The sequence below is a fragment of the Pectobacterium atrosepticum genome, assembly GCA_019056595.1.
Classification (GTDB): domain Bacteria; phylum Pseudomonadota; class Gammaproteobacteria; order Enterobacterales; family Enterobacteriaceae; genus Pectobacterium; species Pectobacterium atrosepticum.
In genome coordinates, this window is the sequence record CP036163.1 from 4,835,504 (window position 1) to 4,855,479 (window position 19,976).

A 19,976-nucleotide genomic window follows, 5' to 3' on the forward strand; every position below is an offset into this window, starting at 1 on the left:
ATAGTGATGCAAGGGAAATATTTTAATTGTCTCCGTAACATAATCTCACATATTGATAAATATCATTACTGCTTAGGTGGAAATGGTTATTATTCTCTGCTTTTCTCTTAAAGTATATTAGGTGTTATTAAAGGGCGTCATGAATGATGAGAATCAATATTATTGGCACCAGCGGAAGTGGTAAGTCTACGCTCGCTCGTCGTTTGTCTGTAAAGTTGGATACGGCCTATGTTGAAATGGATGCGTTGTTTTGGCTGAGCGACTGGCAAGGAAGAACGGATGCCGAATTTTTTCAACGGCTTGAAGACGCGCTAGAACCAGACAGTTGGGTGCTGGATGGTAACTATAATCGAACGCGAGATATAAAATGGCGCAATGTTGAGGTCGTGATTTGGGTCGATTATTGCTTTACCCGCACGCTTTTTCAGGCGGTAAGACGCGCCTATCTTCGGGCGTGGCACAAAGAAGAACTTTGGAGTGGTACCGGTAATAAAGAATTTTTTCTCCGCAGTTTCTTCAGTCGTGATTCGATTATCCTCTGGACAATAAAAACCTATTCAAAAAATCGGAAACGGTATTTGGCGGATTTAGCTAACCCTCTTTATCGCCATATCCGCTTTATTACGCTGCGTTCTCCTCGGGAATGTGAAACCTTTCTGCAACACCTTCCCAAGGAAATACGCACTCATTCTGCTTGAGTTGTCGCTTTGGTCGCGCCCGCTGATTTTATTGTCAACGTTGCACCTATTGACGCAATGATAATAAACATCAGCGCCATCCACTGTATGAATGCCAGATGCTCACCGAGGAAGAGGATGCCAGATAAGGCGGCAATAGCGGGCTCCATGCTCATCAGCGTGCTGAACGTTCTGGCGGGCAGACGGGTTAAGGCCACCATCTCCAGAGAATAAGGCAGTGCGGTGGATAGGATGGCGACGGCAATGCCGAGTGGGAGTATCGAGAACGAAAACAGCGTGCTCTCCGCGTAATACACACCGATAGGGCAGAAGATCAGCGCCGCAATACAGGATCCGACGGCGACGGTGCCTGGCCCATGATTTGCCCCCGCTTTTTGTCCAAATAGAATATAGAGCGCCCAGCAGGCGCCTGCACCCACGGCGCAAGCGGCACCGGTCAAGTCAACATTGCCGATATTGTGACCCAGTGGCAATAAGAACCACAGCCCCGCAACAGCCAGAAAAACCCATAGAAAATCAATAGGTCTACGTGAGGCTAACATAGCAACGGCAAGCGGACCGGTGAATTCCAGTGCGACAGCAATGCCGAGCGGCACCGTTTGCAATGAGAGGTAGAACAAAAAGTTCATGCCACCCAGCGTAATGCCATAAACCAGCAGCGGTAGGCGGTTACTGCTAAAGCGCATACGCCACGGCTTGAAGATGATACACAGAATGATCGTCCCAATTCCCAGACGCAATGCTGTGACGCCCGTTGCCCCGATGAGCGGAAACAGACTTTTTGCCAGAGCGGCTCCGCTTTGGATAGAAAGCATCGAGATAATGATGAGCAACACAGGGACGAATGAAGACGAGCGGTGGGAAAATAAGGTCATTCTTGTGGCCTTAAAACAGGTATAACATTCCGTTGCTATTATATCCAATTGTAAACAATTTGTCTGGTATGAATTGACTTTTGTTGACCTTTATTTACGCATCATTTAATTGATTTATTCTTTTATAGCACTATTAGCATAGAAACTGAGCGAGAAATTCAGATTTGTCTGTTTTACCACCCTGTGGTGAATTTATTTTTAATCTAACTGTCACAATAAAAAATTCAATATAATTAGTGTGATAGATAGGTTTTGACAATATTTGTTACATCTAAAGGCTAATTGATAAATATTTATAGGGCGGCAAGTTCCGAACTTCTTTGTTATATTTACTGCGTTAGTTAGTCTTTCATAAAATGAATTTGAGGCTGTAAATATGAAAAAAATCGCGTGTCTTTCCGCTCTGGCTTGTGTATTAGCCGTTGGCGCAGGTTCTGCATTTGCTGGTCAAAGTACTGTAACTGCAGGCTATGCTCAAGGTGATGCTCAGGGCGTACAAAATAAAGTTAAAGGTTTTAACCTGAAATATCGTTATGAGCAAGATAATAACCCACTGGGCGTTATTAGCTCGTTCACCTACCTGGAAAAAAATGGTAGTGATGACGGCTTCTACAGCAAAGGCCAATACATGGGCTTCACTGCTGGTCCTGCTTACCGTCTGAATGACTGGGCAAGCCTGTACGGCGTTGTCGGTTTCAGCCATGGTAAAGTAACAAGCAACAACACCAACGGCCAGGATAACGCCAGCAATGACGATTACGGCTTCACTTACGGTGCTGGTGTTCAGTTCAACCCAATCCAAGACGTTGCTCTGGATGTTGGTTACGAACAAAGCCGTATCCGCAGTGTTGATGTTGGTGCCTGGGCTGTTGGCGTGGGTTACCGCTTCTAATCTAACCCTGTAGGGTTTTTACCCTCAGCGTTGGTGTTAGCTGTGTCGAAAGAATCCGCTCTTTTTAGGGCGGATTTTTTTATGCCTGTTTGTCTAAGCTAGCACCGAGTTTATCCAGTAATTTTCTAACCGATCGGTATCTGGTCATGCTTGCCGCCATGGATCACATGCATGCTGTAACCAGTCTGCCATACGATTTTATCTTGACGTTAAGATTCTTTGTGTGAAGATAATGATAATCAGGCAGCAGTAATTTGCTCAAGCTATTGAGGTTATAAATGGTAGTGACATCAACGGTCCGCACGCGGGCTTTTCTGTTCTTCACAATTATTCTATTGGGATTGAATCTACGCCCTGTTTTGGCGGGAATTGGCCCGTTGCTGAATCAAATTCAGGCCGCAACAGGTTTGGATGACAGCATGGCGGGGATGTTAACCACGCTTCCCGTGTTCGCTATGGGATGGTGCGCATTATATGGCGGCCAGTTGCAGAAGCGCCTTGGCGAATATCGGGGAATCACGCTGGGCATCGTGGTGATTGCTCTGGCATGTAGTGCCCGCTGGTGGCTGAATAGCGGCATTGCTCTGCTGGTTAGCGCTGCGCTTGCGGGGATCGGAATTGCCTTAATTCAAGCACTGGTACCGTCGTTTATCAAACTTCACTTTGGTCGTCATAGCAGCCTCCTTATGGGTTTTTATACCACGGCGATTATGACCGGTGCGGCGTTTGCGGCTTCATCGGTTTCTCCGTTGGCAAATGCGTGGGGCTGGCAAAGTGCACTGGCGTGCTGGGGGATTGTGGCGTTGGTTGCAGCGGTAGCCTGGCGATGTATCCCTAAAATCTATACCGCGAAGCAGGATACGGTGGCTGTTTCAGCCACGCGCCGAACGGGAATGGATTGGATGCTGATGGTGTTCTTTGGCATTGGGACGGGCGCGTATACTCTGGTGCTAGCATGGTTACCGCCGTATTACATGCAACTGGGGTTAGATGCGACGCAAAGTGGCCTGATGTTGGGCGGATTAACGCTGACGGAAGTGATTTCCGGCCTGTTGGTGTCAACGTTCATTAATCGTTTTCCCGATCGACGCAAACTACTGCTTCCTATCCTGCTCGTGATGCTGGTGGGGATGATCGGGCTGATTGTGGCTCCGCTGGCGTTTACCTATCCCATCATTATTATGCTGGGAATGGGTATTGGGGCGCTCTTCCCACTGTCGCTAATCGTGGCGTTGGATCAGGTGACTGAACCACATAAAACGGGTTCGTTAATGGGCTTTGTTCAGGGCGGTGGCTACATCCTCGCCAGCCTGATGCCGTTACTCGCCGGGTTTATACGCCAGCATACGGCGGGTCTGGAACAAGCTTGGATGATTATGACGGTTGGCATGGGCGTATTGATTATCATGGCGACCCGTTTTGCTCCGTTGAAAAAACCGAGTCGTTGAGCGATATATTTTTGTTGTAAGCGAGCGGGTTTCCGCTCGCTATCATGAATCAGTCGGAGGGCGATAGCGCCATAGCCAGCGCCCGCTCATCAGACGGCGGTAATAGAAGAACCCGCGTACAATCCAGTCAAAGAACATCCCCATCCACACGCCGATCACGCCAAGGCCGAGCATCACGCCGAGGATGTATCCCGCGATAACACGGCATCCCCACATTCCTGCCATCGCCACCCACATGGTGTAACTGGCATCTTTCGCGCCTTTTAACCCGGCGGGTAGCACCCAGGATGCAGCCCAGATTGGCATAAATAGTGCGTTGAGCCACAGAAGGTGTTTTGCCACCTCGATCACTTCTGGCTCATTGGTGTAAAACGACGCCAAAAAGCTGGCGCTGGGCACCGACAGTATGGCAAGAGTACATAACCCAATATTGGACAGCCAGAAGATGTGCTTCAGCTGTCGAGTAGACTGCATAATCTGGCCTTTCCCTAATCGTGTGCCAACGATGATAGTGGCGGCTGCACCGAGCGAATTGCCAGGAAGATTGATCAGCGTTGAGATGGAGAAGGCAATAAAGTTTCCGGCAATGACTTCGGTCCCCATACCTGCCACAAAACGCTGGGTGATGAGCTTGCCGATATTAAACATCACGGATTCAATGCTGGCGGGAATGCCGATGCTGAGCACTTCATAGAGGATCGATAGGGTAAAAGGTGCAAAGTAAGACTTGAAGGGAATGCGCAACGCACCGTTAAAACCGTGCATCAGCGTCAGAATAACAAGTACCGCCCCAATGTAACGTGAAATGGTAATACCAATGCCCGCGCCAATAAAGCCGATACCATCCCAGGAAAATGCGCCGTAGATTAGCAGGCTGCTGATGGCAATATTGAGGATATTCATCCCAATGTTGATGACCATAGGCAATTTAGTGTTACCCGCGCCCCGCAGTGCGCCGCAGCCGACTAGCGCAACGGCGACAGCGGGATATCCCCATACCGTCCAGCGAAGAAACGTGAGAGCAAGCACCTTCACCTGTTCATCGGCCTGTCCTGCGATCAGATCGATGATTGCAGAACCGGCGAATTCAACCAGAGCAACTAACAGAAATGATGACAGGACGAGTAATGACATTGATTGGCGAGCGGCAGAACGTGCCTGCTTTCTATTGCGCTGGCCCAGACTGAAAGCGACAACAACGGCGGTCCCCAAGGCGACAGCGGTAAAGAAGGCGATAATAACCATATTGAAGCTGTCAGCCAGGCCGACGGCTGCCATGGCCTCTTTCCCCAACCAACTGACCAGGAAAGTGCTGAAAACCCCCATGAGCACGACGCATAGACCTTCAATAAAGATGGGGAAGGCTAGCGGCGAGATTTCTCTCCAGAAGAGAACGCGGTTGGAGTAACGCTTTTTATACCAGTCTGTATCTTTTAATTTTTTCATGAAACGGTCTTGGATAGATCTCAAGTTTCCCAGTCGGCAAGGTAAACAGAGCCATAAGGTGGCTCGCAAATAGCGTTATTTCTGCACGGTGCTTATCCATACCGTTACTGATCCATTTTGTACGATCGGTGCAGCATGGCTATTTTTAAAATGACGTTTCTATTTACAGAGTATCAGCCGGCAAATTGATGTCCAGCTTGGATTGCTTTCCCAGCATGGAAAGTTGTTGCATGTAGTCATTATTTAATTTAGATTTTACTTAATTAGGTTTACCTAAATTAATGGTGGCACGCATACAATCTGCGATATCACCTTCCTTGCCGACGGAACACCGTGTTGAGTGATGCATTATGACGGGTTTCAACGGCTCAAAAGAGGCTCACGATCATGTCAACACCACTTGCCATTTCACCCGCTCAGGCTCACAAATTGTTAGATGAAGGCGCGATACTTATCGATATTCGCCAGCCGGAAGAGTATGCCCGCGAGCACATTGCGCAGGCGAAATCGCACCCGCTAAATTCCTCCGCTGGATATCCTCTTACTGGAGAGGATAGGGAAGGGAAGGTTGTGATTTTTCATTGTTTGTCTGGCATGCGTTCAGAACAGAATGCTGAGATTCTGGTGCAGTCTGTGTTTCCTGCAACGGCTTTTTTACTTAATGGTGGAATGACTGCCTGGAAAAAGGCGGGTTTTCCAACAGAAATCAATAATAAACAACCAATTGAAATCATGCGACAGGTCCAAATCGCCGCTGGCGCACTTATTCTGAGTGGTGTATTACTGGGTTACAGCGTAAACAGCACGTTCTTCCTGCTCTCTGGTTTTGTAGGGGTAGGGCTGCTGTTTGCTGGAATTACAGGTTTTTGCGGCATGGCAAAATTGTTAATGAAGATGCCGTGGAACGGTGGTGCCAAACGCTGATTTGCCGGGATAGTCCGCGGAGTGTTAACTAACAACGTTAGAAGAATAGGGGCAGTAACATGGACATGAAGAACATTCCGTTTGGTACGACTGATTGGTCACAAATAGAACCCACTGAACATAAGGGTGAGTCGGGGATTGCGTATTGGCGGACACAGCATTTTGATAATATTCGAGTCCGGATTGTCGAATACACCCCCGGATATTTAGCAGATCACTGGTGCTCAAAAGGACATATCCTGCTATGCCTTGAGGGTGAACTCCATACGGAATTAGACGACGGTCGTGTTTTTGTTCTCAAGCCGGGAATGAGCTATCAGGTTGCGGATAACGCGGAAGCTCACCGTTCCTACACCGAGACGGGTGCTAAACTGTTTGTTGTCGATTGATGTCAGGGGGCTAACTCGGAATCACGGAGAGTAGCCCTCGATTTTAGTTAGATCATCTCATCTGGATTCACGTTCGTTGAAACCGAAAAAATACTATATAGACACGCTCAATCCTTTGATGGATAAGGGAAGAACTCGCTTATAAATAGGTTGTTGATATCGATGTTTAATCATTACAGGCAGCATGGTTAACTGGTGTGCCGACTATATTTCTACACTATTCAGGAGTGCGCGATCGTGTCTATCGGAATTGAACTTTAAAACGGGCGTTGTGGCAGGAAGAGATTCGAGCAAAGTAACCTCGATGTGGCAATGTACTCATTTTTCCGTCCTGTAGCGTGTATTCCTTCTCGGCAGGTTTGGCGGCTTTGATCTCGGTATTGGTCAGTGGGGTAGTTATACGCTTTTGTAGTTATATGAGACGGTATAACTAAGCGTATAACTAAATTTTCCGGCTGTAAACGGGGTATCCCGATAGATAACAGGCAACAAAAAACCCGCAAACTCAGTGAGAATGCCACGAGAGAAATTGAATTTGTTTTTTAATGTTATGATTTTTAAATAATTTGTGTTTTTAGTTTTTACATCATAGTCCCAATCGTAGTCCCATAGAGAAAAGTCAGTTTAAAAATGGCTATGTCTCGCCCGTTGTATACGCTGGTTTTAGCGCTGGCTGTGCTGTAAATTTAATTTTGCTTTACGACGCTCCAACACCATCATTTTTCGGGTGTGTTGCCATAAAATCCCATCTAGCAACATAAATTCACGCCACTCGGCCGTGCCCAAAGAAAGAGATCTGTGCATCAACTCGCCGACACGTTCGGCAAGGAGTAGGTTTCTTACTCGTAGCAATTGCAACTGCGTGAATTGCCCATTATCACCCGCCAACGGAAAGAATGCCTGGCGGCTGCGTTCCCCATGTTTCACTGCATTGGTATTACCTATGGGAGCGCCTGCGCCGGTACGTTTCCCGCCCCAGCCAGACGATCTTGATTGTTGGGTGTGTTTTTTGTCGTTTTTCATGGTTGCATGGCGGTTAGTCGGTGGATGTACGTTCGTTAAAGGTTGTCACCATTTTGATGGTAAACGCCTGTGCGTATGAAAGACGCGTAGAATCTGGATCATATTATCTTTCGCGCGGTAGGGGATGATGTAGGGATAGTGCGTTAACACTAGCTCACGCGTTCCTGGCACACGGCCTGGCCTTCCCATTGCTGGCTGTTGCGGTAGTAATTCCGTTAACCTTTGGACTTCATCTACAAACTGGCTGGCAGCCTGTGGATCGTCTTGCGCGATATAGAAGTATTCGGCTTCCAAATTGGCCGCGGCTTTACGCAGCCATTTAATTTCCATGTCTTGCCGTACCTAACTTTTTAAACAGATTGTTCATCTCATCTGATGAGACGAAATCGCCCGCATCGGCTTCTTTAATAGCTTGCTCGATCTCTGCTATCTGCCAGGCTTCCCGCGCAAGATAGTCTTCAATGGCTTGTCCAGCGAGAAAAGAGCGGGTACGTCCCGTGGCTTTAGCCAGCGCATCAAGTTGCGCGGTTGTTTCATCATTCAATCGAACGGACATGACACCCATACAGTTGCCTCACTACATTGTGTGTTTTGTATACATTGTAATAAGGTGAGAAGAGAGAGGCAAGTGACTACTCAATGGTAGCTGGAATGTTGTTCTCTTTGCAGGTATGGATTAGCCGCTGGCGTCTGTTAAGCGAGGCGCGGACGTTCGATAGGTGTGAGCTAGTAACTTTAAAAACATTTAATTACTAGTGAAAAAAAAAGAACATATTATCACTTTTGCAATTTTTAATTGCCCTTATCAATTTTAAGAAAAATATTTCCAACTTCATGAGAATAATTCTGTATTATTTTTGAAATGACGATATGGTCAATGGTTGGTTTTAAAAATAAAACTGTCACAGTAATCTGCATCAAACTAATAGCAGTAGCATGGGCTGGATCAGTCATTCCTGAATTACTTTGACCGACCAGTAATATATCCTCATCAGTTTCACAGAGACCAAGCCTATTTCTCATCGCCTTAGAGCCAGTGTGTATATTCTGACTCGCCCACTTATAATAAGGACGCATGTGTTCTAACTGAACATCTTTCTCAATGGCTCCAAATCCTACTTTATTATGGTTAGGGAAAAGATAAGATGCCCATCCATAATTATCTGCGTATTTTTTACCATATTTTTTTATTAATAGATCAAATTGAACTTTACACTCAGCTACTTCTTCAATAGTTGGACCTTTTTCTTGTAACCGGTGCTCGTACTTTTTGTGTTCCACCATTCCATTGTATGAGTCAACCACTTCGTGTTGGTAAAAGCGCTCAGCACACTCTTTTCCATGCTTTGCTATAAACATAGCTGTAGCCGCTACTTCATGAAGTGCTCGCCATCTCGCATGAGCAGCATCTGCGAATCCATTTTTTAGTAGACACAATATTTCGTTGGCGATATGGCAAGCTCTGGCATGATGTCGAACGACTAAATCAAAAACTAAATCATCTTCAGAGGCAGCCTGTGGTCTATAAGAGTTATTGAATTCTTCACCGGACTCCGTACATATCACTATGAGTGTTTCGAGCAAATCAAAAGCTTCTGCCCATCTTGAAATATTTCTCGCAACAAACTCATCTGAAAGAGAACGATGTTCTCTAAGCATTGTATTAGTAGAGCCAATAAGAGATTTTTTAACGATGGTTGCCATTTCGGGAATTAGAATATTAATAACCTTTTCGATGTCAATGTCGCTAGATAAATCAGAATTCTCATTAAAAAGACTCTCTATGTGGTCAAATAAAATATTATGAAAAGTATCCATGTCATCTCTCGATTAGTTTTAAATTCATATGGCAATATTTATAATACAAGATAAACAGTATGCCAGTTTAAGTCTAGCTATATAGTATTATCTAAAACAATCACAGATATAACCCCCGAGAATATTATCAATGTTTGCTTCGGGCACATAGCAGACCGTCGAGTTTAGCCGATCTCTAGTAGTGTTTGACTCGGTCATAGATCGAAACCGTCCCCAATCTACTATTTTAAGCATGTTCCCCATACCATATCCCGCCGTGCCGACTGCGCAAAAAACCTTAGCATTTCTATACATGCGTACCGACCAAAAAATTGATTTCAAATTGAATAAAATGAGGCGTGGTGCGGGTTGCAGCGAGGTACGCAGTTCGCACAGCAATGTGCACAACTGCGTACCATGTTGCGCATTTTTCCGTACTTGTTCAGTGCCGTTTTGCGCATTTTCTTGCTGGCAATGGTTTGACCCATCATGATTTTTGTGTGCGCAAATTCTTATAGATAAGCAAAAGTGGGTCGGTTCGGTAGGTTCAGTCGGTTCACGCAATCAACTGATTGATAGATAGGATAATTATTTTCAGAATTGAACCGACCTATGGGTAGGTTCACGCGGTGTGTAAGTCGGTTCACCAAGCCAGCCAGAAAAGGGGTGTTTGGTTAGGTCGGTTCAAAATGGCTAAAGTCGGTTCAGGGTCGGTTCACTATTCAAATAAAAATAACGATAAATCAATGTATTAAAAAAATGAACCGACTGAACCTACCGAACCGACCTTATTTTACCTTACGCGTAATTTACTCTTCCTCGTCGTCGAGCGTCATTAGCACCACAAAGCGCGGCTGCTTGCCGTCAATGCGCAGTGATTTACGTGTAATTCCTTTGGCGGGTTTATCCAGCATTCCGGCATCGGCCAGCACCTGCGCAAACGCGGCGGCATTCGCACCTACGGCAATTTCGTTATTGAACACGGCGGGGAAGGTGTGAAACACCAGTGTATCGGCTCCCGGCTTTTTCACCCGATACCCCGCCAGATCCTTGATGGGTAAATCGCGTGGATCAGGGTTGGGGTGAGGTAAATAACGGCTGTAGCCAAACTGGTGCAAAAAAGCATCGGCCTGTTCTACCCAGGCTTTGGCCTCACGGTTGCCCATGCCAAATTCATTTACCCAGGCATAGAAGCTATGCTGTAACGCATCGTGGCATTCTTGCGCCGTCCAGCCGGTAAAAGAGGCTGAGAGCAACAAAGCGGCTTCCAGTACGGCAAAACGTGATGCCACACGCCGCACTTGTTCGCTGGCATCATCGGGTAAGAGTGATAACCAGCGCCGCTCTGTTTCACGGTAGGTTGCCAGCGCATTTTCTTTCTGGCTGGTAAGGTAGGCGATCCACGCCCGACCAACTGCGCCATAATGGGCGTTGCTGGCATCCCGGATTGCGTCGGCATGGGCTTTGCCGTCCTGATAGCCATGAAATACCGCTGCTTTGGTGATTGGGACGTTCAGCAAGCGCACCAATTGACCGGCATTCACCCGCCCCCCGTCAGCGCGGATATAGCTTTCAAGATCGATCTCGCCGGTACTGAACGCCATTGCCCGCCAGCGTTTTAGCTCTCGGTTGCCGCCTTCTCTGGCTCCCTGAATCTTACCCACGCCGTTAAACAGCGCATAGGCGGCATCGGCCACGGCTTTACGATTGCTGCCTTGCCCGATTTCATCCAACGGCATAAAGCCGTCATTATGGGCGGCGGCTTCGTTCACCAGCCCCAACGCGGTGGAATACCACGTTAGTTTAAGCGCGTTAGGATCGCCATAGACGGAAGAGGCGATATTGCCGGTGGTGGTTTTGCCCGCAGAGGAACCGCCAAACAGGTGGACGCCGAACCCGTCCGCGTTTACCAGCCCGATAAGCGGTGCGGCAAAGGCGCAGGTGATCCCCAGCATCATGGAGGGATTACCCTGTGCCAGTGCTGCGACGTTTTCACGCCAGCTTTGCGCCGTTCCGCTGGTGGCATAACCTCTGGCTGCACCTGATTTACCGTTGAACAAGACGGGAATACTTGGTGTACCGATAACGGAACCATCCGGCATCAGGTATGCCCCATGTTGCCAGCCGGTGGCGCTGGCGATTGCCCAGCGGCAACCCGCATGACTGCGACACAAGTGATCGGCCAGTATTGCCCGTAACCCGCCTTTGGCCGTGACTGCCAGCCCACCCGCACGTAATCGCGCCCAGCCTTCACGTTCGCCAATATCTCGCATTGGAATGGCTTCGGTGCGGGATTGGCTCTCACCGCTTGGCGTCCAGCTTAAAACCAGATAACGCTCTGATTCATCCGATCCGATACCCGCTACCGTAATAGGATCAGACAGCCAGCTTTCACGCGCGATAATGTCGCCGCTGTCATGGTCAGTCTTCGGCTCTACCCAATACAGCCCACCATGACGAATATCTGCGTAAGGTTTTAAGGGGGAAGCGGAAGATGGCTGCTGTTTTTGTCCTGGCTGATAAAGTGAAGCAGCAAAAGCCGATATCGATACCGCCGCGCCATGCTGCTGGTAGTAATCATTCCAGTCAGCTTTTTCAGTTGTCGGCGGGAGTGTCACCCAACCGTTTACCGCTAGTGCCGCTTTTTCAGCCGCGATTTTTCCGGTGTTACTACCATCAGGTTTGTTGTCATTGTCCGCAGCCAGGATGATTTTGGTGTCCGGCCAGACTGTACGACAAGACCGCGCAACGTGAATCAGATTCCCGCTGTCTAACGCGCTGATAGCGACACCTTGCATCAGTAACGATGTCGTAAGCGCCGTGGCGTATCCTTCGGCAATGATCACCGTGTCTGTGTGTTCGGGTAGGGTACTAACGGGAATGAATGCGCCTTTCTTGTGGCTACCGGCAATCAGCTTTTTCTCACCATTAGGTTTGATAAGCTGTGCGCCAGTGGTGGTTCCGTCCATGTTTTGCAGCACCAGCAACAGGGAATCATCATCTAAGAGTAGTGAGGGGCGTTGCAGCCCCTTATTCAGTAGATAGTTAGATTGACCGGATACCGATTTCGCCACCAGCGAATTCACCCGTTCGGTAATCGTGCGATTATCAGGCTTCTCACTGGCGGGGGTAATGACGGGCAACGGAAGCGACAGCACCTCGGCGACCTGTTCCGCTGCTTGTCTTGCACCACACTTATTCACTTTCATCACCAGATCCAGCCCGGTTCCTGCACCGCAGTGAGAACAAAAATAAGTGCCACGACCTTCTTTATCGTCAAAACGGTAGCGGGTATTCCCGCCACAGTTGGGGCATTCACTTTCCTGCCGATTGGTCGGGATGCCTAATCGCTGCAAAATCCCTTCCCAATGGCCGTTGGCTTTTGCCCGCACGTCCTGAATAAACGTGTTGCTCATGCGGCTTCGTCCTCCTGCGCTCGGTGGAGCGCATTAAGCCGTTCGGCAAGAATGAACATCAGGATCTCTTTTGCCTGTGGTTCCCTTAACTCCACGATGGCATAAGCCAATGCACGACACTGATCGATCAGTTCTTCCTGTTCCAGCGGTGTGTTATCAAACATGGCGCACCTCCTGCACGGGAATACGAGCAGCGAAAGCAAATGCAAAACACGGAGACAGCATTTGCCGTGCTTCTTGCTCTGAATAGGCTTCAACGGATAGACGACAAAATGTTTTTGCCTGCGGAGAGTAGGGGTGTACCAGAAAGCGATACTGAAATTTAAGGCGAGTTTGGGTAGACTGTGAATCAGCCATGACGTTACTCCTTTTAACGCTGTGGTCAGAAGCCCGGCACGTGTTGCTGCACTGCCGGGTTTCGTTATGTTAACCTTGAATTTAATCAAGGTGTGCGCACAGGATAATTCTTGGTGTGCGCACACGTCAAGCACTTTAAATTTCAATTTTTCAGGCATAGTACCGTCAGTGTCTTTAACGGAGTTAGGCATGGCTACAGGCAATAACAATAGTAAATCCACTAAAAAGGGAATCCGTTTCCCACACGAACTTATTGATGAAATTGATGCCAGCGTAGCGCGTGAAAAAGTAGGCAACCCCAACGCTAATTTTTCTGCGTGGGTATTGGATGCCTGCGGACGTAAGTTAGAAGCGGAAAAAGACGATAAATCAAAACCGTGATTTGAGCGTTTTTCTAAATAGCTGGAGTGCTGATTTTGGGCGTAACAATGCCCGTTCCAGCCAGTGCCAGATTTTTGGAACATCATATTTTTGATTCCGATATGCCGCTATCGCGGCAATAATAATGTATGTGTCGGCTTATGCGGTTTCGGTTTGCTGGTCACGTTCGGCAATGCGTTGCCTTAACCAATCGCTAACTTCATCCTCGAACCATCCTACGCGCCGTAAGCCAACCCGAAACCCTTTTGGGAATTCTCCGGCATTGATCATTTCCTGAAAGCTGCTGTCTGAGCTAACGCGCAGAATGGCTTTCACTTCTTTCTTTAACAGGATTTTTCTGTCTAACAGGTTCATAGCGATATACCTCATCAATGACCGGTCGTATCCGGTCGATGAGGCTATTCAATAACAGAGTGAGGGAATTGGCATCGCAACGAAAAATTGATTTTCGCTGCAAACTTAACAGTTTGATTTATAGAACTTATTCGCTTCTGAAAAGTAGTTGTCCAGAGTGCGGTTTTTGATGTTCTCCGTATTCTCGACTATTTCCAGCTTCAGGCTATCTTGTGTCCATCTTTTTGATTTGGTCGATGTATTTTTTAGTGCATCAATAATCGCGCCAATGACGAAAAGGCTTTCATTCAGATTGAGATCGGTATATTCATCCAACTGCTGCTTTTCAAACTGCTCAATATTTACGCGCCGAAATACAAATTCGACATCACGTAATCCATCTGCGGGATAAAACGATGAGTGATAATTATCTGGTGTTACGAATTCTTTTCTTTTTTCATCAAATAATCTTAGCTTTCCTGCGTCATCCATTTTGTATCCAACAGCTTTCTCAATGAAAGGTTCGACTATGCTGATATATCGTTCGTCATCAATTAAAAACGGTCCATCCAGATTAATAAAGGTTGCTGGCTCTCTTCCTTGGTGAATAGAACAAAGGTGCAAAACATCCAATACTTCAGCCCCTATCATCGGTAGATCATAGATGCCTGTTTCAAGGCGAAATACTTCCCCATATCGAGACATGCGTATAGGCATCCTATTTGATATTGCCTCAACTGCATCATCCAGCACGTGAGGATTTTCCTTAAGCACTCCTTTCTCTAATAAGAATTTGTTAAACCCTGCTAAAAGCTCTTTGCTAAGAGGGCTTCTTTTTTCAGCCCACATACCATAGCGGTTTTTTTCTATTAGCGCTGAAATGATGATGTGACCATCAAGTGCAAGTTGAAGACAGTCTGCAATGGATACTTCTTCTTGAAAGCTGGTTGTCAACCTGCGGGCAGTTTCTTCTAATGTTAACCACTCTTTGAGCTTAAACAGCTTTTTCATGATGCTCCCTATCCGTGAATCTTGTGCCAGTTGCGGAGAAAAGTATTCAGGTATGGGATTCTCGGTTCTGCCTGTTTTCACCGGATAACCACATTTTAGGAGGGCAACTAACAGGAATCAATAACTAACTGTATATAAATACAGTATTAGCCATTCGCGACGCGTAAGCCTCTGGCTCCTTCCGACGCCATCACTTTCCCCGTTGCGGCTGTTTCGACAAATTCGCCCCACCAGCACATCAACACCTTGCGTTGTTCCAGATAGGTGGAGCGGTTATAGGCACGGCGCACTTCGTTAGTGTCTACGTGGGCGAGGGCGGCCTCGATCACATCTGGCGGGAACCCTTCTTCATTGGCGGCGGTACTGAATATGGCGCGTAGGCCGTGGGATACCAGTACACCTTTGTAACCCATACGCCGCAATGCGGCATTAGCGGTCTGGCTGTTCATCGGCTGCTTGGGATCTTTACTGGAAGGAAACAGGTATTCCCTGTGTCCGCTGATGGGCTTCATGGCGTCCAGAATGGCTAATGCCTGCGGGGGCAGAGGAATAATGTGATCACGGCGCATCTTCATGCGGCCAGCGGGGATCGTCCAGGTGTTATCTTTAAGGTTTATCTCGCTCCAACGGGTTTCAGCGGCTTCGGCAGGGCGGGTAACGGTGAGTAGCTGCCATTCAATCAATAAGCGGGTCTGTAACTCAATGCTGGCGACCGATAGCGTTTTCATCAAGCCAGGTAATGCCTCTGGCCGAATGGTCGGCATATGAGTTTTCACCGGCGTCTGAAACGCTTTGCGGATCTTGGCGGCGGGATTCGCAGGAATTAGCCCGGAGTTAACCGCATAATCCATCACCTCGTTAATTCGCTGACTTACCCGCTTGACGGTTTCCAGTTTGCCACTGGCCTGTATCGGCTCCAGCGCGCTGATGAAGTGACGAGCGGTAAGCTGGGTTATCGGTAAGGTTCCGATGAACGGGAACACGTATTTTTCTAGCGAACGCCAAATATCTTTAATGGTGTTCTCGGCCAGCGGTTGAGACTTTTTTAATTCGTACCAGTCAGCGGAGACTTTAGCGAATGTATTTAGGTTGATGGCTTGTTCTTGTTCGCGCTGCTGTTGCTGGTGGAATTGTGGGTCGATACTTTTTTCTAAGAGTGCTTTGGCTGCTTCCCGCATTTGCCTGGCATCAGCCAAAGAAATTGCCGGATAGCTACCAAACGTCAACGTAGTGCGTTTTTTAGTTTGTGGCTGGTAATAGCGAAAACGCCATGTCTTTGTGCCGGAAGGTTTGACGAACAATAGCAGCCCGCCTCCATCATGCAGTGACAATTCTTTGTCTATTGCTTTAGCGGCTTTGACTTCCGTGTTTGTGAGGCGCTTTGTCTGAATTGCCATGATCGTTACCTTTGGGACTACGGTTTTATGGGACTACGCTAATATAGTCCCAAATGTAGTCCCAAAATTTCCGGCTGTAAACGGGGTATCCCGATAGATAACAGGCAACAAAAAACCCGCAAACTCAGTGAGAATGCGGGTTTCTGTGGGGTTTCCGGTAGTAAACGATACTAACCGAAGTTGTATTTGGTCGGCACGAGAGGATTTGAACCTCCGACCCCCGACACCCCATGACGGTGCGCTACCAGGCTGCGCTACGTGCCGATGCTATGGCATTTATACTACATTTTCCTGACCTTATTGCAATAGCTAGCTACAACGACTGCTTTAGATTTAAGCAGTTAGTTGGCAATAAAGCGCCTTTCGTTCGTTAGTACCTGCAAGAGCAGGGCAAGCTGCGGTTTTTCATCATTCAGTCGATTTCCCGCCATGTCGTAAGCCCGGTAGTTGCCGTTGCTTTCCAATACGATGATTTGTTCCGGCGTTGTGATCAGTAGCGTGCCGCTATTACCATTAATCAACCACGGATAGCGTCGTTGGGCAGAGAACAGGTCTTCACCTTGTGAATAATCATCCGTGCCGTTTTTAACATGAAGCAGGCGCTGCATCAGCGTAGTCATGACGTCTTTGTTGTCCGTCATTTTCGTAATGGTCTGTGCCGGCGTATTCGGCCAGTGAACAATAAGCGGTGTTTGCCATTGCGAGCGAGTGAAACGTGCCGCGTTGCTGGTATTGGCATTCTGGTTCTGTGCGGTTGTCACGATGATGACCGTGTTATCCAGAATGTTCTTTTCCTGCAAAGTTCGAATGATTTGGCCAATCTGGCGGTCAACGTCCTGAATATTCATTCGGCTGCTTGGCTCTGCGTCTTTGCTGGATGTATTTTTCGGTGCACTGCTCAGCTCAACGTAAGAGAACCAAGGCGCGGGATTATTATCGCGATTGAGCCACTCTTGCCACTGCGTGATGATGGCATCGCCGCTTTGCTGCTGTGGCGCGGGCAAGGAGAAATCAGAAAGCAGCGCCTGACGATAGAGCGGGCTGTTGAAGCCGTTCGCTGAAAATAGCCCAAACTGATAACCCTGCTGGCTTAATGCGGCGATCAACGCTGAGGGTTTACGCGCACTCAGGATACCATCCATATAGGTTGTCGAGAGGCCGTAAAACAGATTAAACAAGGCGGCGTCTGGCTGAGAACCCGAATCGTAGTGATCGCTGAAACGCACGTTTTCTGAGGCGAAGCGCGACAAGTTAGGCATACGGTTTTGTATGGCTTCAGGCTGGGTATCGTCGATCATCACCATCAGAAGGTTGTAGCCGCTGCCGTTGTCGCGGAAGGTGATGTTATTGAGCGGATACTCTACCGTCATCGCCTCAGGATTACCCTGTTGCGTCAATCGGCGCTGATATTCCTGCGCATCCAGCAGGCCATGTTTTTCCAGAAACCGACGTGCCGTCATTGGATAAGATAGCGGTAGATTGGCGCGTTGCATGGTAATCGGGCGATAGAAATTCGCATCGGCCCAGATGTACATCAGGTGCGACGCGAAGAACGCCGAGATGAAAACGCCCGCCAGTGGTTTACCAAAGTTGCGGCGATTCAGACTGCGTAATTTTTGCCAGCACCAGGTGCCGAACAACATCTCCGCCATAAAAATCAACGGAATGCCTATAAACATCCACTGCCAGTCGCGGGCGATCTCCCCTTGTCCTGGGTTGACGACGAGCTCCCAAACGGTGCTGTTGAGGTGCAGGTGAAAACGCGTAAAGACTTCAACATCGACTAACAGTATCGTCAGCCCAGTTGTAGCCAGCGCCGCAGACAGGAACCGCAGCAGGCGTTGCGACATCACAATGAATGTTAGCGGGAAGATGACGAGCAGATAGGCGGCAAAGACGATAAAACTGAAATGGCCAAGCCAGCTAACCAGCGCGTAAATTCGACCGAACAGGGAGGTTGGCCAATCGGCAACAAACAGGTAGCGGCTACCCAGCCCCAAAGTGAGCAAAATGTTGAATAAGGCGAACCAGTGTCCCCAACTGATCATCTGGGAGACTTTTTCGCGGTAGCGCTGACGGTTGGTTACCATACGTTGGTCAAAATTTAGTGAGCTTTATCGGCTTTTTTAATCGAAGCCTGTAGGGCTTCAGCGAAAGAACGCGCCAGAATCTGACGTTGAGCTGGTGCGATGCTGGTGTTAATCAGGTTCGTCACCATGTTACCGAGCACCATTAAAGCAAGGTCGGTCGGAGCGTGGTGCTTTTCCAGAACATTGACCATCTCAGAAAGCAGTTGTTCAACGTGTTCGTCACTATAGCGGGATGATTGTGGCATAAAATGGCGTATCTCAAGCGGATAAAGTCGCTTATCTTACCGTATAGGCTTATGCTTTTCCGCACTTTTATCATTAACGTACTTTTATCACTAAATAGTGTAGACGCTCAGCGCGCGTACAGGTGCAAAGGGGCAGCTTTATGTGTTGCGGGTCGCTCGTATCAGTGTTTGAATACGCGCCTTGCCAAAAGGAGAGTTTATCATGAGTCTGGATATCGCCCAGATTGCCCTGCATCAGCTAATTAAACGTGACGAACAAACGCTGGACATGGTGTTGCGAGATTCTCTGCTGCCGACCAATGCGGCAGTAGAAGATATGATGGCTGAACTGCATCGCGTTTACAGCGCCAAGAGTAAGGCCTACGGGCTGTTTAATGAACAAAGCGAGCTGGCGGATGCGCTGCGGGCTTGCCGCAAAGGGGATGAGGACTTTCTGAGTTTCTCACGCGCCGCGACTGGGCGTCTGCGTGACGAACTGGCGAAGTACCCGTTTGCCGAAGGTGGCATCGTGTTGTTCTGCCAGTACCGCTATCTTGCCGTCGAATATTTGCTGATATCGGTGCTTAATAGCTGCAACAGCATGCGGGTTAATGAGCAGTTGGATATCAGCACCACACACTATCTGGATATCAATCACGCGGATATCATTGCTCGTATCGATCTGACTGAATGGGAAACTAACCCTGAATCCACACGCTATCTGACGTTCCTGAAAGGGCGCGTCGGGCGTAAAGTGTCTGACTTTTTCATGGATTTCCTGGCCGCGTCAGAAGGGCTGGATACCAAAGCACAAAACCGTGGCCTGCTGAAAGCGGTTGATGAGTATTGTGATGAGGCGCAGTTAGATAAAAACGAGCGCCAGAATTATCGCCAGCAGGTGCATAGCTACTGTACTGAGCAGTTGCAGTCTGGTGAGGAAATCGAGCTGGCATCGCTGTCTCAGGAACTGCCACCCCTGGGCGAGAAAACCTTTCAGCAGTTTTCAGCCGATCAGGGCTATGAGCTGGAAGAGAGCTTCCCTGCCGATCGCGGGACACTGCGTCAGTTGACCAAATTTGCTGGCAGCGGTGGCGGCATTAGCCTGAACTTTGATGCCTTATTACTTGGCGAGCGGATTTTCTGGGATCCGGCTACAGATACGTTGACGATTAAAGGCACGCCGCCGAATCTACGCGATCAGTTACAGCGTCGGACGAGTGGTGGTAAGCAGTAGAAATCGAGCCAAAAGGCGACGCTGCCCTTTTTCTTATCGTC

General features: G+C 48.2%; 20 protein-coding genes, 1 tRNA gene and 1 pseudogene. 7 read left to right on the plus strand and 15 right to left on the minus strand.

Going from position 1 to position 19,976, the window contains the following annotated elements:
• The first annotated feature begins 146 nt into the window (after positions 1-146).
• Entirely contained in the window at positions 147-698 is a 552-nt protein-coding gene (locus DCX48_22480) for an adenylate kinase (GenBank protein ID QXE17354.1), read from the plus strand.
• Here DCX48_22480 and rhtA read toward each other — a convergent pair.
• Complete coding sequence (rhtA, locus tag DCX48_22485; protein QXE17030.1) at positions 686-1,573, minus strand: threonine/homoserine exporter RhtA; 888 nt, start codon at positions 1,571-1,573, stop codon at positions 686-688. The genes DCX48_22480 and rhtA overlap by 13 nt on opposite strands.
• 376 nt (positions 1,574-1,949) lie before the next feature.
• On the opposite strand from rhtA, the gene ompX reads away from it, so the two are divergent.
• Positions 1,950-2,465, plus strand: a complete 516-nt coding sequence (gene ompX, locus DCX48_22490; protein ID QXE17031.1) for an outer membrane protein OmpX — start codon at positions 1,950-1,952, stop codon at positions 2,463-2,465.
• 278 nt (positions 2,466-2,743) lie between these two features.
• Positions 2,744-3,913 (plus strand): MFS transporter, encoded by a 1,170-nt coding sequence (locus tag DCX48_22495; protein QXE17032.1) that lies wholly within the window; start codon positions 2,744-2,746, stop codon positions 3,911-3,913.
• Positions 3,914-3,955: 42 nt separating this feature from the next.
• On the opposite strand, the gene DCX48_22500 is transcribed toward DCX48_22495, so the two are convergent.
• Positions 3,956-5,359, minus strand: a complete 1,404-nt coding sequence (locus tag DCX48_22500; GenBank protein QXE17033.1) for an EmmdR/YeeO family multidrug/toxin efflux MATE transporter — start codon at positions 5,357-5,359, stop codon at positions 3,956-3,958.
• A 387-nt stretch (positions 5,360-5,746) separates the two neighbouring features.
• Here DCX48_22500 and DCX48_22505 point away from each other — a divergent pair, with 387 nt between their 5' ends.
• Positions 5,747-6,283, plus strand: a complete 537-nt coding sequence (locus DCX48_22505; protein QXE17034.1) for a DUF2892 domain-containing protein — start codon at positions 5,747-5,749, stop codon at positions 6,281-6,283.
• Positions 6,284-6,342: 59 nt separating this feature from the next.
• Positions 6,343-6,672: a hypothetical protein gene (locus DCX48_22510; protein QXE17035.1), complete on the plus strand. Its 330-nt coding sequence runs from the start codon at positions 6,343-6,345 to the stop codon at positions 6,670-6,672.
• Between the two features lie 325 nt (positions 6,673-6,997).
• On the opposite strand, the pseudogene DCX48_22515 reads toward DCX48_22510, so the two are convergent.
• The 7 genes and pseudogenes from DCX48_22515 to DCX48_22545 form a co-directional block, all read right to left on the minus strand.
• Positions 6,998-7,072: pseudogene (locus tag DCX48_22515) on the minus strand (integrase).
• A gap of 263 nt (positions 7,073-7,335) precedes the next feature.
• Positions 7,336-7,695, minus strand: coding sequence for a hypothetical protein (locus DCX48_22520; protein ID QXE17036.1), 360 nt, complete (start codon positions 7,693-7,695; stop codon positions 7,336-7,338).
• Between the two features lie 45 nt (positions 7,696-7,740).
• Positions 7,741-8,025 (minus strand): type II toxin-antitoxin system RelE/ParE family toxin, encoded by a 285-nt coding sequence (locus tag DCX48_22525; protein ID QXE17037.1) that lies wholly within the window; start codon positions 8,023-8,025, stop codon positions 7,741-7,743.
• Positions 8,015-8,260 carry a ribbon-helix-helix protein, CopG family gene (locus tag DCX48_22530; protein ID QXE17038.1) on the minus strand — a complete coding sequence of 82 codons (246 nt, stop codon included), beginning with the start codon at positions 8,258-8,260 and terminating at the stop codon, positions 8,015-8,017. The genes DCX48_22525 and DCX48_22530 overlap by 11 nt, the downstream gene beginning before the upstream one ends.
• 227 nt (positions 8,261-8,487) lie before the next feature.
• On the minus strand, positions 8,488-9,513 hold the full coding sequence (locus DCX48_22535; GenBank protein QXE17039.1) for a hypothetical protein: 1,026 nt from the start codon (positions 9,511-9,513) through the stop codon (positions 8,488-8,490).
• A 788-nt stretch (positions 9,514-10,301) separates the two neighbouring features.
• Positions 10,302-12,908, minus strand: coding sequence for a DUF927 domain-containing protein (locus tag DCX48_22540; protein QXE17040.1), 2,607 nt, complete (start codon positions 12,906-12,908; stop codon positions 10,302-10,304).
• 156 nt (positions 12,909-13,064) lie between these two features.
• Positions 13,065-13,265 (minus strand): host cell division inhibitor Icd-like protein, encoded by a 201-nt coding sequence (locus DCX48_22545; protein ID QXE17041.1) that lies wholly within the window; start codon positions 13,263-13,265, stop codon positions 13,065-13,067.
• A 189-nt stretch (positions 13,266-13,454) separates the two neighbouring features.
• On the opposite strand from DCX48_22545, the gene DCX48_22550 reads away from it, so the two are divergent.
• Positions 13,455-13,646: a DUF3950 domain-containing protein gene (locus DCX48_22550; GenBank protein ID QXE17042.1), complete on the plus strand. Its 192-nt coding sequence runs from the start codon at positions 13,455-13,457 to the stop codon at positions 13,644-13,646.
• A 138-nt stretch (positions 13,647-13,784) separates the two neighbouring features.
• Here DCX48_22550 and DCX48_22555 read toward each other — a convergent pair whose 3' ends face one another.
• The 6 genes from DCX48_22555 to DCX48_22580 form a co-directional block, all read right to left on the minus strand.
• A complete protein-coding gene (locus DCX48_22555) occupies positions 13,785-14,000 on the minus strand; it encodes an AlpA family phage regulatory protein (GenBank protein ID QXE17043.1) in 216 nt (71 codons plus the stop codon).
• A 105-nt stretch (positions 14,001-14,105) separates the two neighbouring features.
• Positions 14,106-14,990, minus strand: a complete 885-nt coding sequence (locus tag DCX48_22560; protein ID QXE17044.1) for a hypothetical protein — start codon at positions 14,988-14,990, stop codon at positions 14,106-14,108.
• A gap of 146 nt (positions 14,991-15,136) precedes the next feature.
• Positions 15,137-16,387 (minus strand): DUF4102 domain-containing protein, encoded by a 1,251-nt coding sequence (locus DCX48_22565; GenBank protein QXE17045.1) that lies wholly within the window; start codon positions 16,385-16,387, stop codon positions 15,137-15,139.
• A gap of 187 nt (positions 16,388-16,574) precedes the next feature.
• Positions 16,575-16,651: transfer RNA gene (locus DCX48_22570), tRNA-Pro, on the minus strand.
• A gap of 77 nt (positions 16,652-16,728) precedes the next feature.
• Positions 16,729-18,477: a DUF3413 domain-containing protein gene (locus DCX48_22575; protein QXE17046.1), complete on the minus strand. Its 1,749-nt coding sequence runs from the start codon at positions 18,475-18,477 to the stop codon at positions 16,729-16,731.
• 14 nt (positions 18,478-18,491) lie between these two features.
• Positions 18,492-18,722: a DUF1414 domain-containing protein gene (locus DCX48_22580; GenBank protein ID QXE17047.1), complete on the minus strand. Its 231-nt coding sequence runs from the start codon at positions 18,720-18,722 to the stop codon at positions 18,492-18,494.
• Positions 18,723-18,924: 202 nt separating this feature from the next.
• Between DCX48_22580 and DCX48_22585 the strand changes: the two genes are divergently transcribed.
• Positions 18,925-19,935 (plus strand): nucleoid-associated protein, encoded by a 1,011-nt coding sequence (locus DCX48_22585; protein ID QXE17048.1) that lies wholly within the window; start codon positions 18,925-18,927, stop codon positions 19,933-19,935.
• Positions 19,936-19,976: the final 41 nt, after the last annotated feature.

Bases quoted from the DNA above. Each gene is read 5' to 3' on its own strand.
- DCX48_22525 (QXE17037.1), bottom strand. From the start codon at position 8,025: ATGGAAATTAAATGGCTGCGTAAAGCCGCGGCCAATTTGGAAGCCGAA.
- DCX48_22520 (QXE17036.1), bottom strand. From the start codon at position 7,695: ATGAAAAACGACAAAAAACACACCCAACAATCAAGATCGTCTGGCTGG.
- DCX48_22530 (QXE17038.1), bottom strand. From the start codon at position 8,260: ATGGGTGTCATGTCCGTTCGATTGAATGATGAAACAACCGCGCAACTT.
- DCX48_22575 (QXE17046.1), bottom strand. From the start codon at position 18,477: ATGGTAACCAACCGTCAGCGCTACCGCGAAAAAGTCTCCCAGATGATC.
- DCX48_22540 (QXE17040.1), bottom strand. From the start codon at position 12,908: ATGAGCAACACGTTTATTCAGGACGTGCGGGCAAAAGCCAACGGCCAT.
- DCX48_22495 (QXE17032.1), top strand. From the start codon at position 2,744: ATGGTAGTGACATCAACGGTCCGCACGCGGGCTTTTCTGTTCTTCACA.
- DCX48_22560 (QXE17044.1), bottom strand. From the start codon at position 14,990: ATGAAAAAGCTGTTTAAGCTCAAAGAGTGGTTAACATTAGAAGAAACT.
- ompX (QXE17031.1), top strand. From the start codon at position 1,950: ATGAAAAAAATCGCGTGTCTTTCCGCTCTGGCTTGTGTATTAGCCGTT.
- DCX48_22585 (QXE17048.1), top strand. From the start codon at position 18,925: ATGAGTCTGGATATCGCCCAGATTGCCCTGCATCAGCTAATTAAACGT.
- DCX48_22555 (QXE17043.1), bottom strand. From the start codon at position 14,000: ATGAACCTGTTAGACAGAAAAATCCTGTTAAAGAAAGAAGTGAAAGCC.
- DCX48_22505 (QXE17034.1), top strand. From the start codon at position 5,747: ATGTCAACACCACTTGCCATTTCACCCGCTCAGGCTCACAAATTGTTA.
- DCX48_22480 (QXE17354.1), top strand. From the start codon at position 147: ATGAGAATCAATATTATTGGCACCAGCGGAAGTGGTAAGTCTACGCTC.
- DCX48_22545 (QXE17041.1), bottom strand. From the start codon at position 13,265: ATGGCTGATTCACAGTCTACCCAAACTCGCCTTAAATTTCAGTATCGC.
- DCX48_22580 (QXE17047.1), bottom strand. From the start codon at position 18,722: ATGCCACAATCATCCCGCTATAGTGACGAACACGTTGAACAACTGCTT.
- DCX48_22565 (QXE17045.1), bottom strand. From the start codon at position 16,387: ATGGCAATTCAGACAAAGCGCCTCACAAACACGGAAGTCAAAGCCGCT.
- DCX48_22500 (QXE17033.1), bottom strand. From the start codon at position 5,359: ATGAAAAAATTAAAAGATACAGACTGGTATAAAAAGCGTTACTCCAAC.
- rhtA (QXE17030.1), bottom strand. From the start codon at position 1,573: ATGACCTTATTTTCCCACCGCTCGTCTTCATTCGTCCCTGTGTTGCTC.
- DCX48_22510 (QXE17035.1), top strand. From the start codon at position 6,343: ATGGACATGAAGAACATTCCGTTTGGTACGACTGATTGGTCACAAATA.
- DCX48_22535 (QXE17039.1), bottom strand. From the start codon at position 9,513: ATGGATACTTTTCATAATATTTTATTTGACCACATAGAGAGTCTTTTT.
- DCX48_22550 (QXE17042.1), top strand. From the start codon at position 13,455: ATGGCTACAGGCAATAACAATAGTAAATCCACTAAAAAGGGAATCCGT.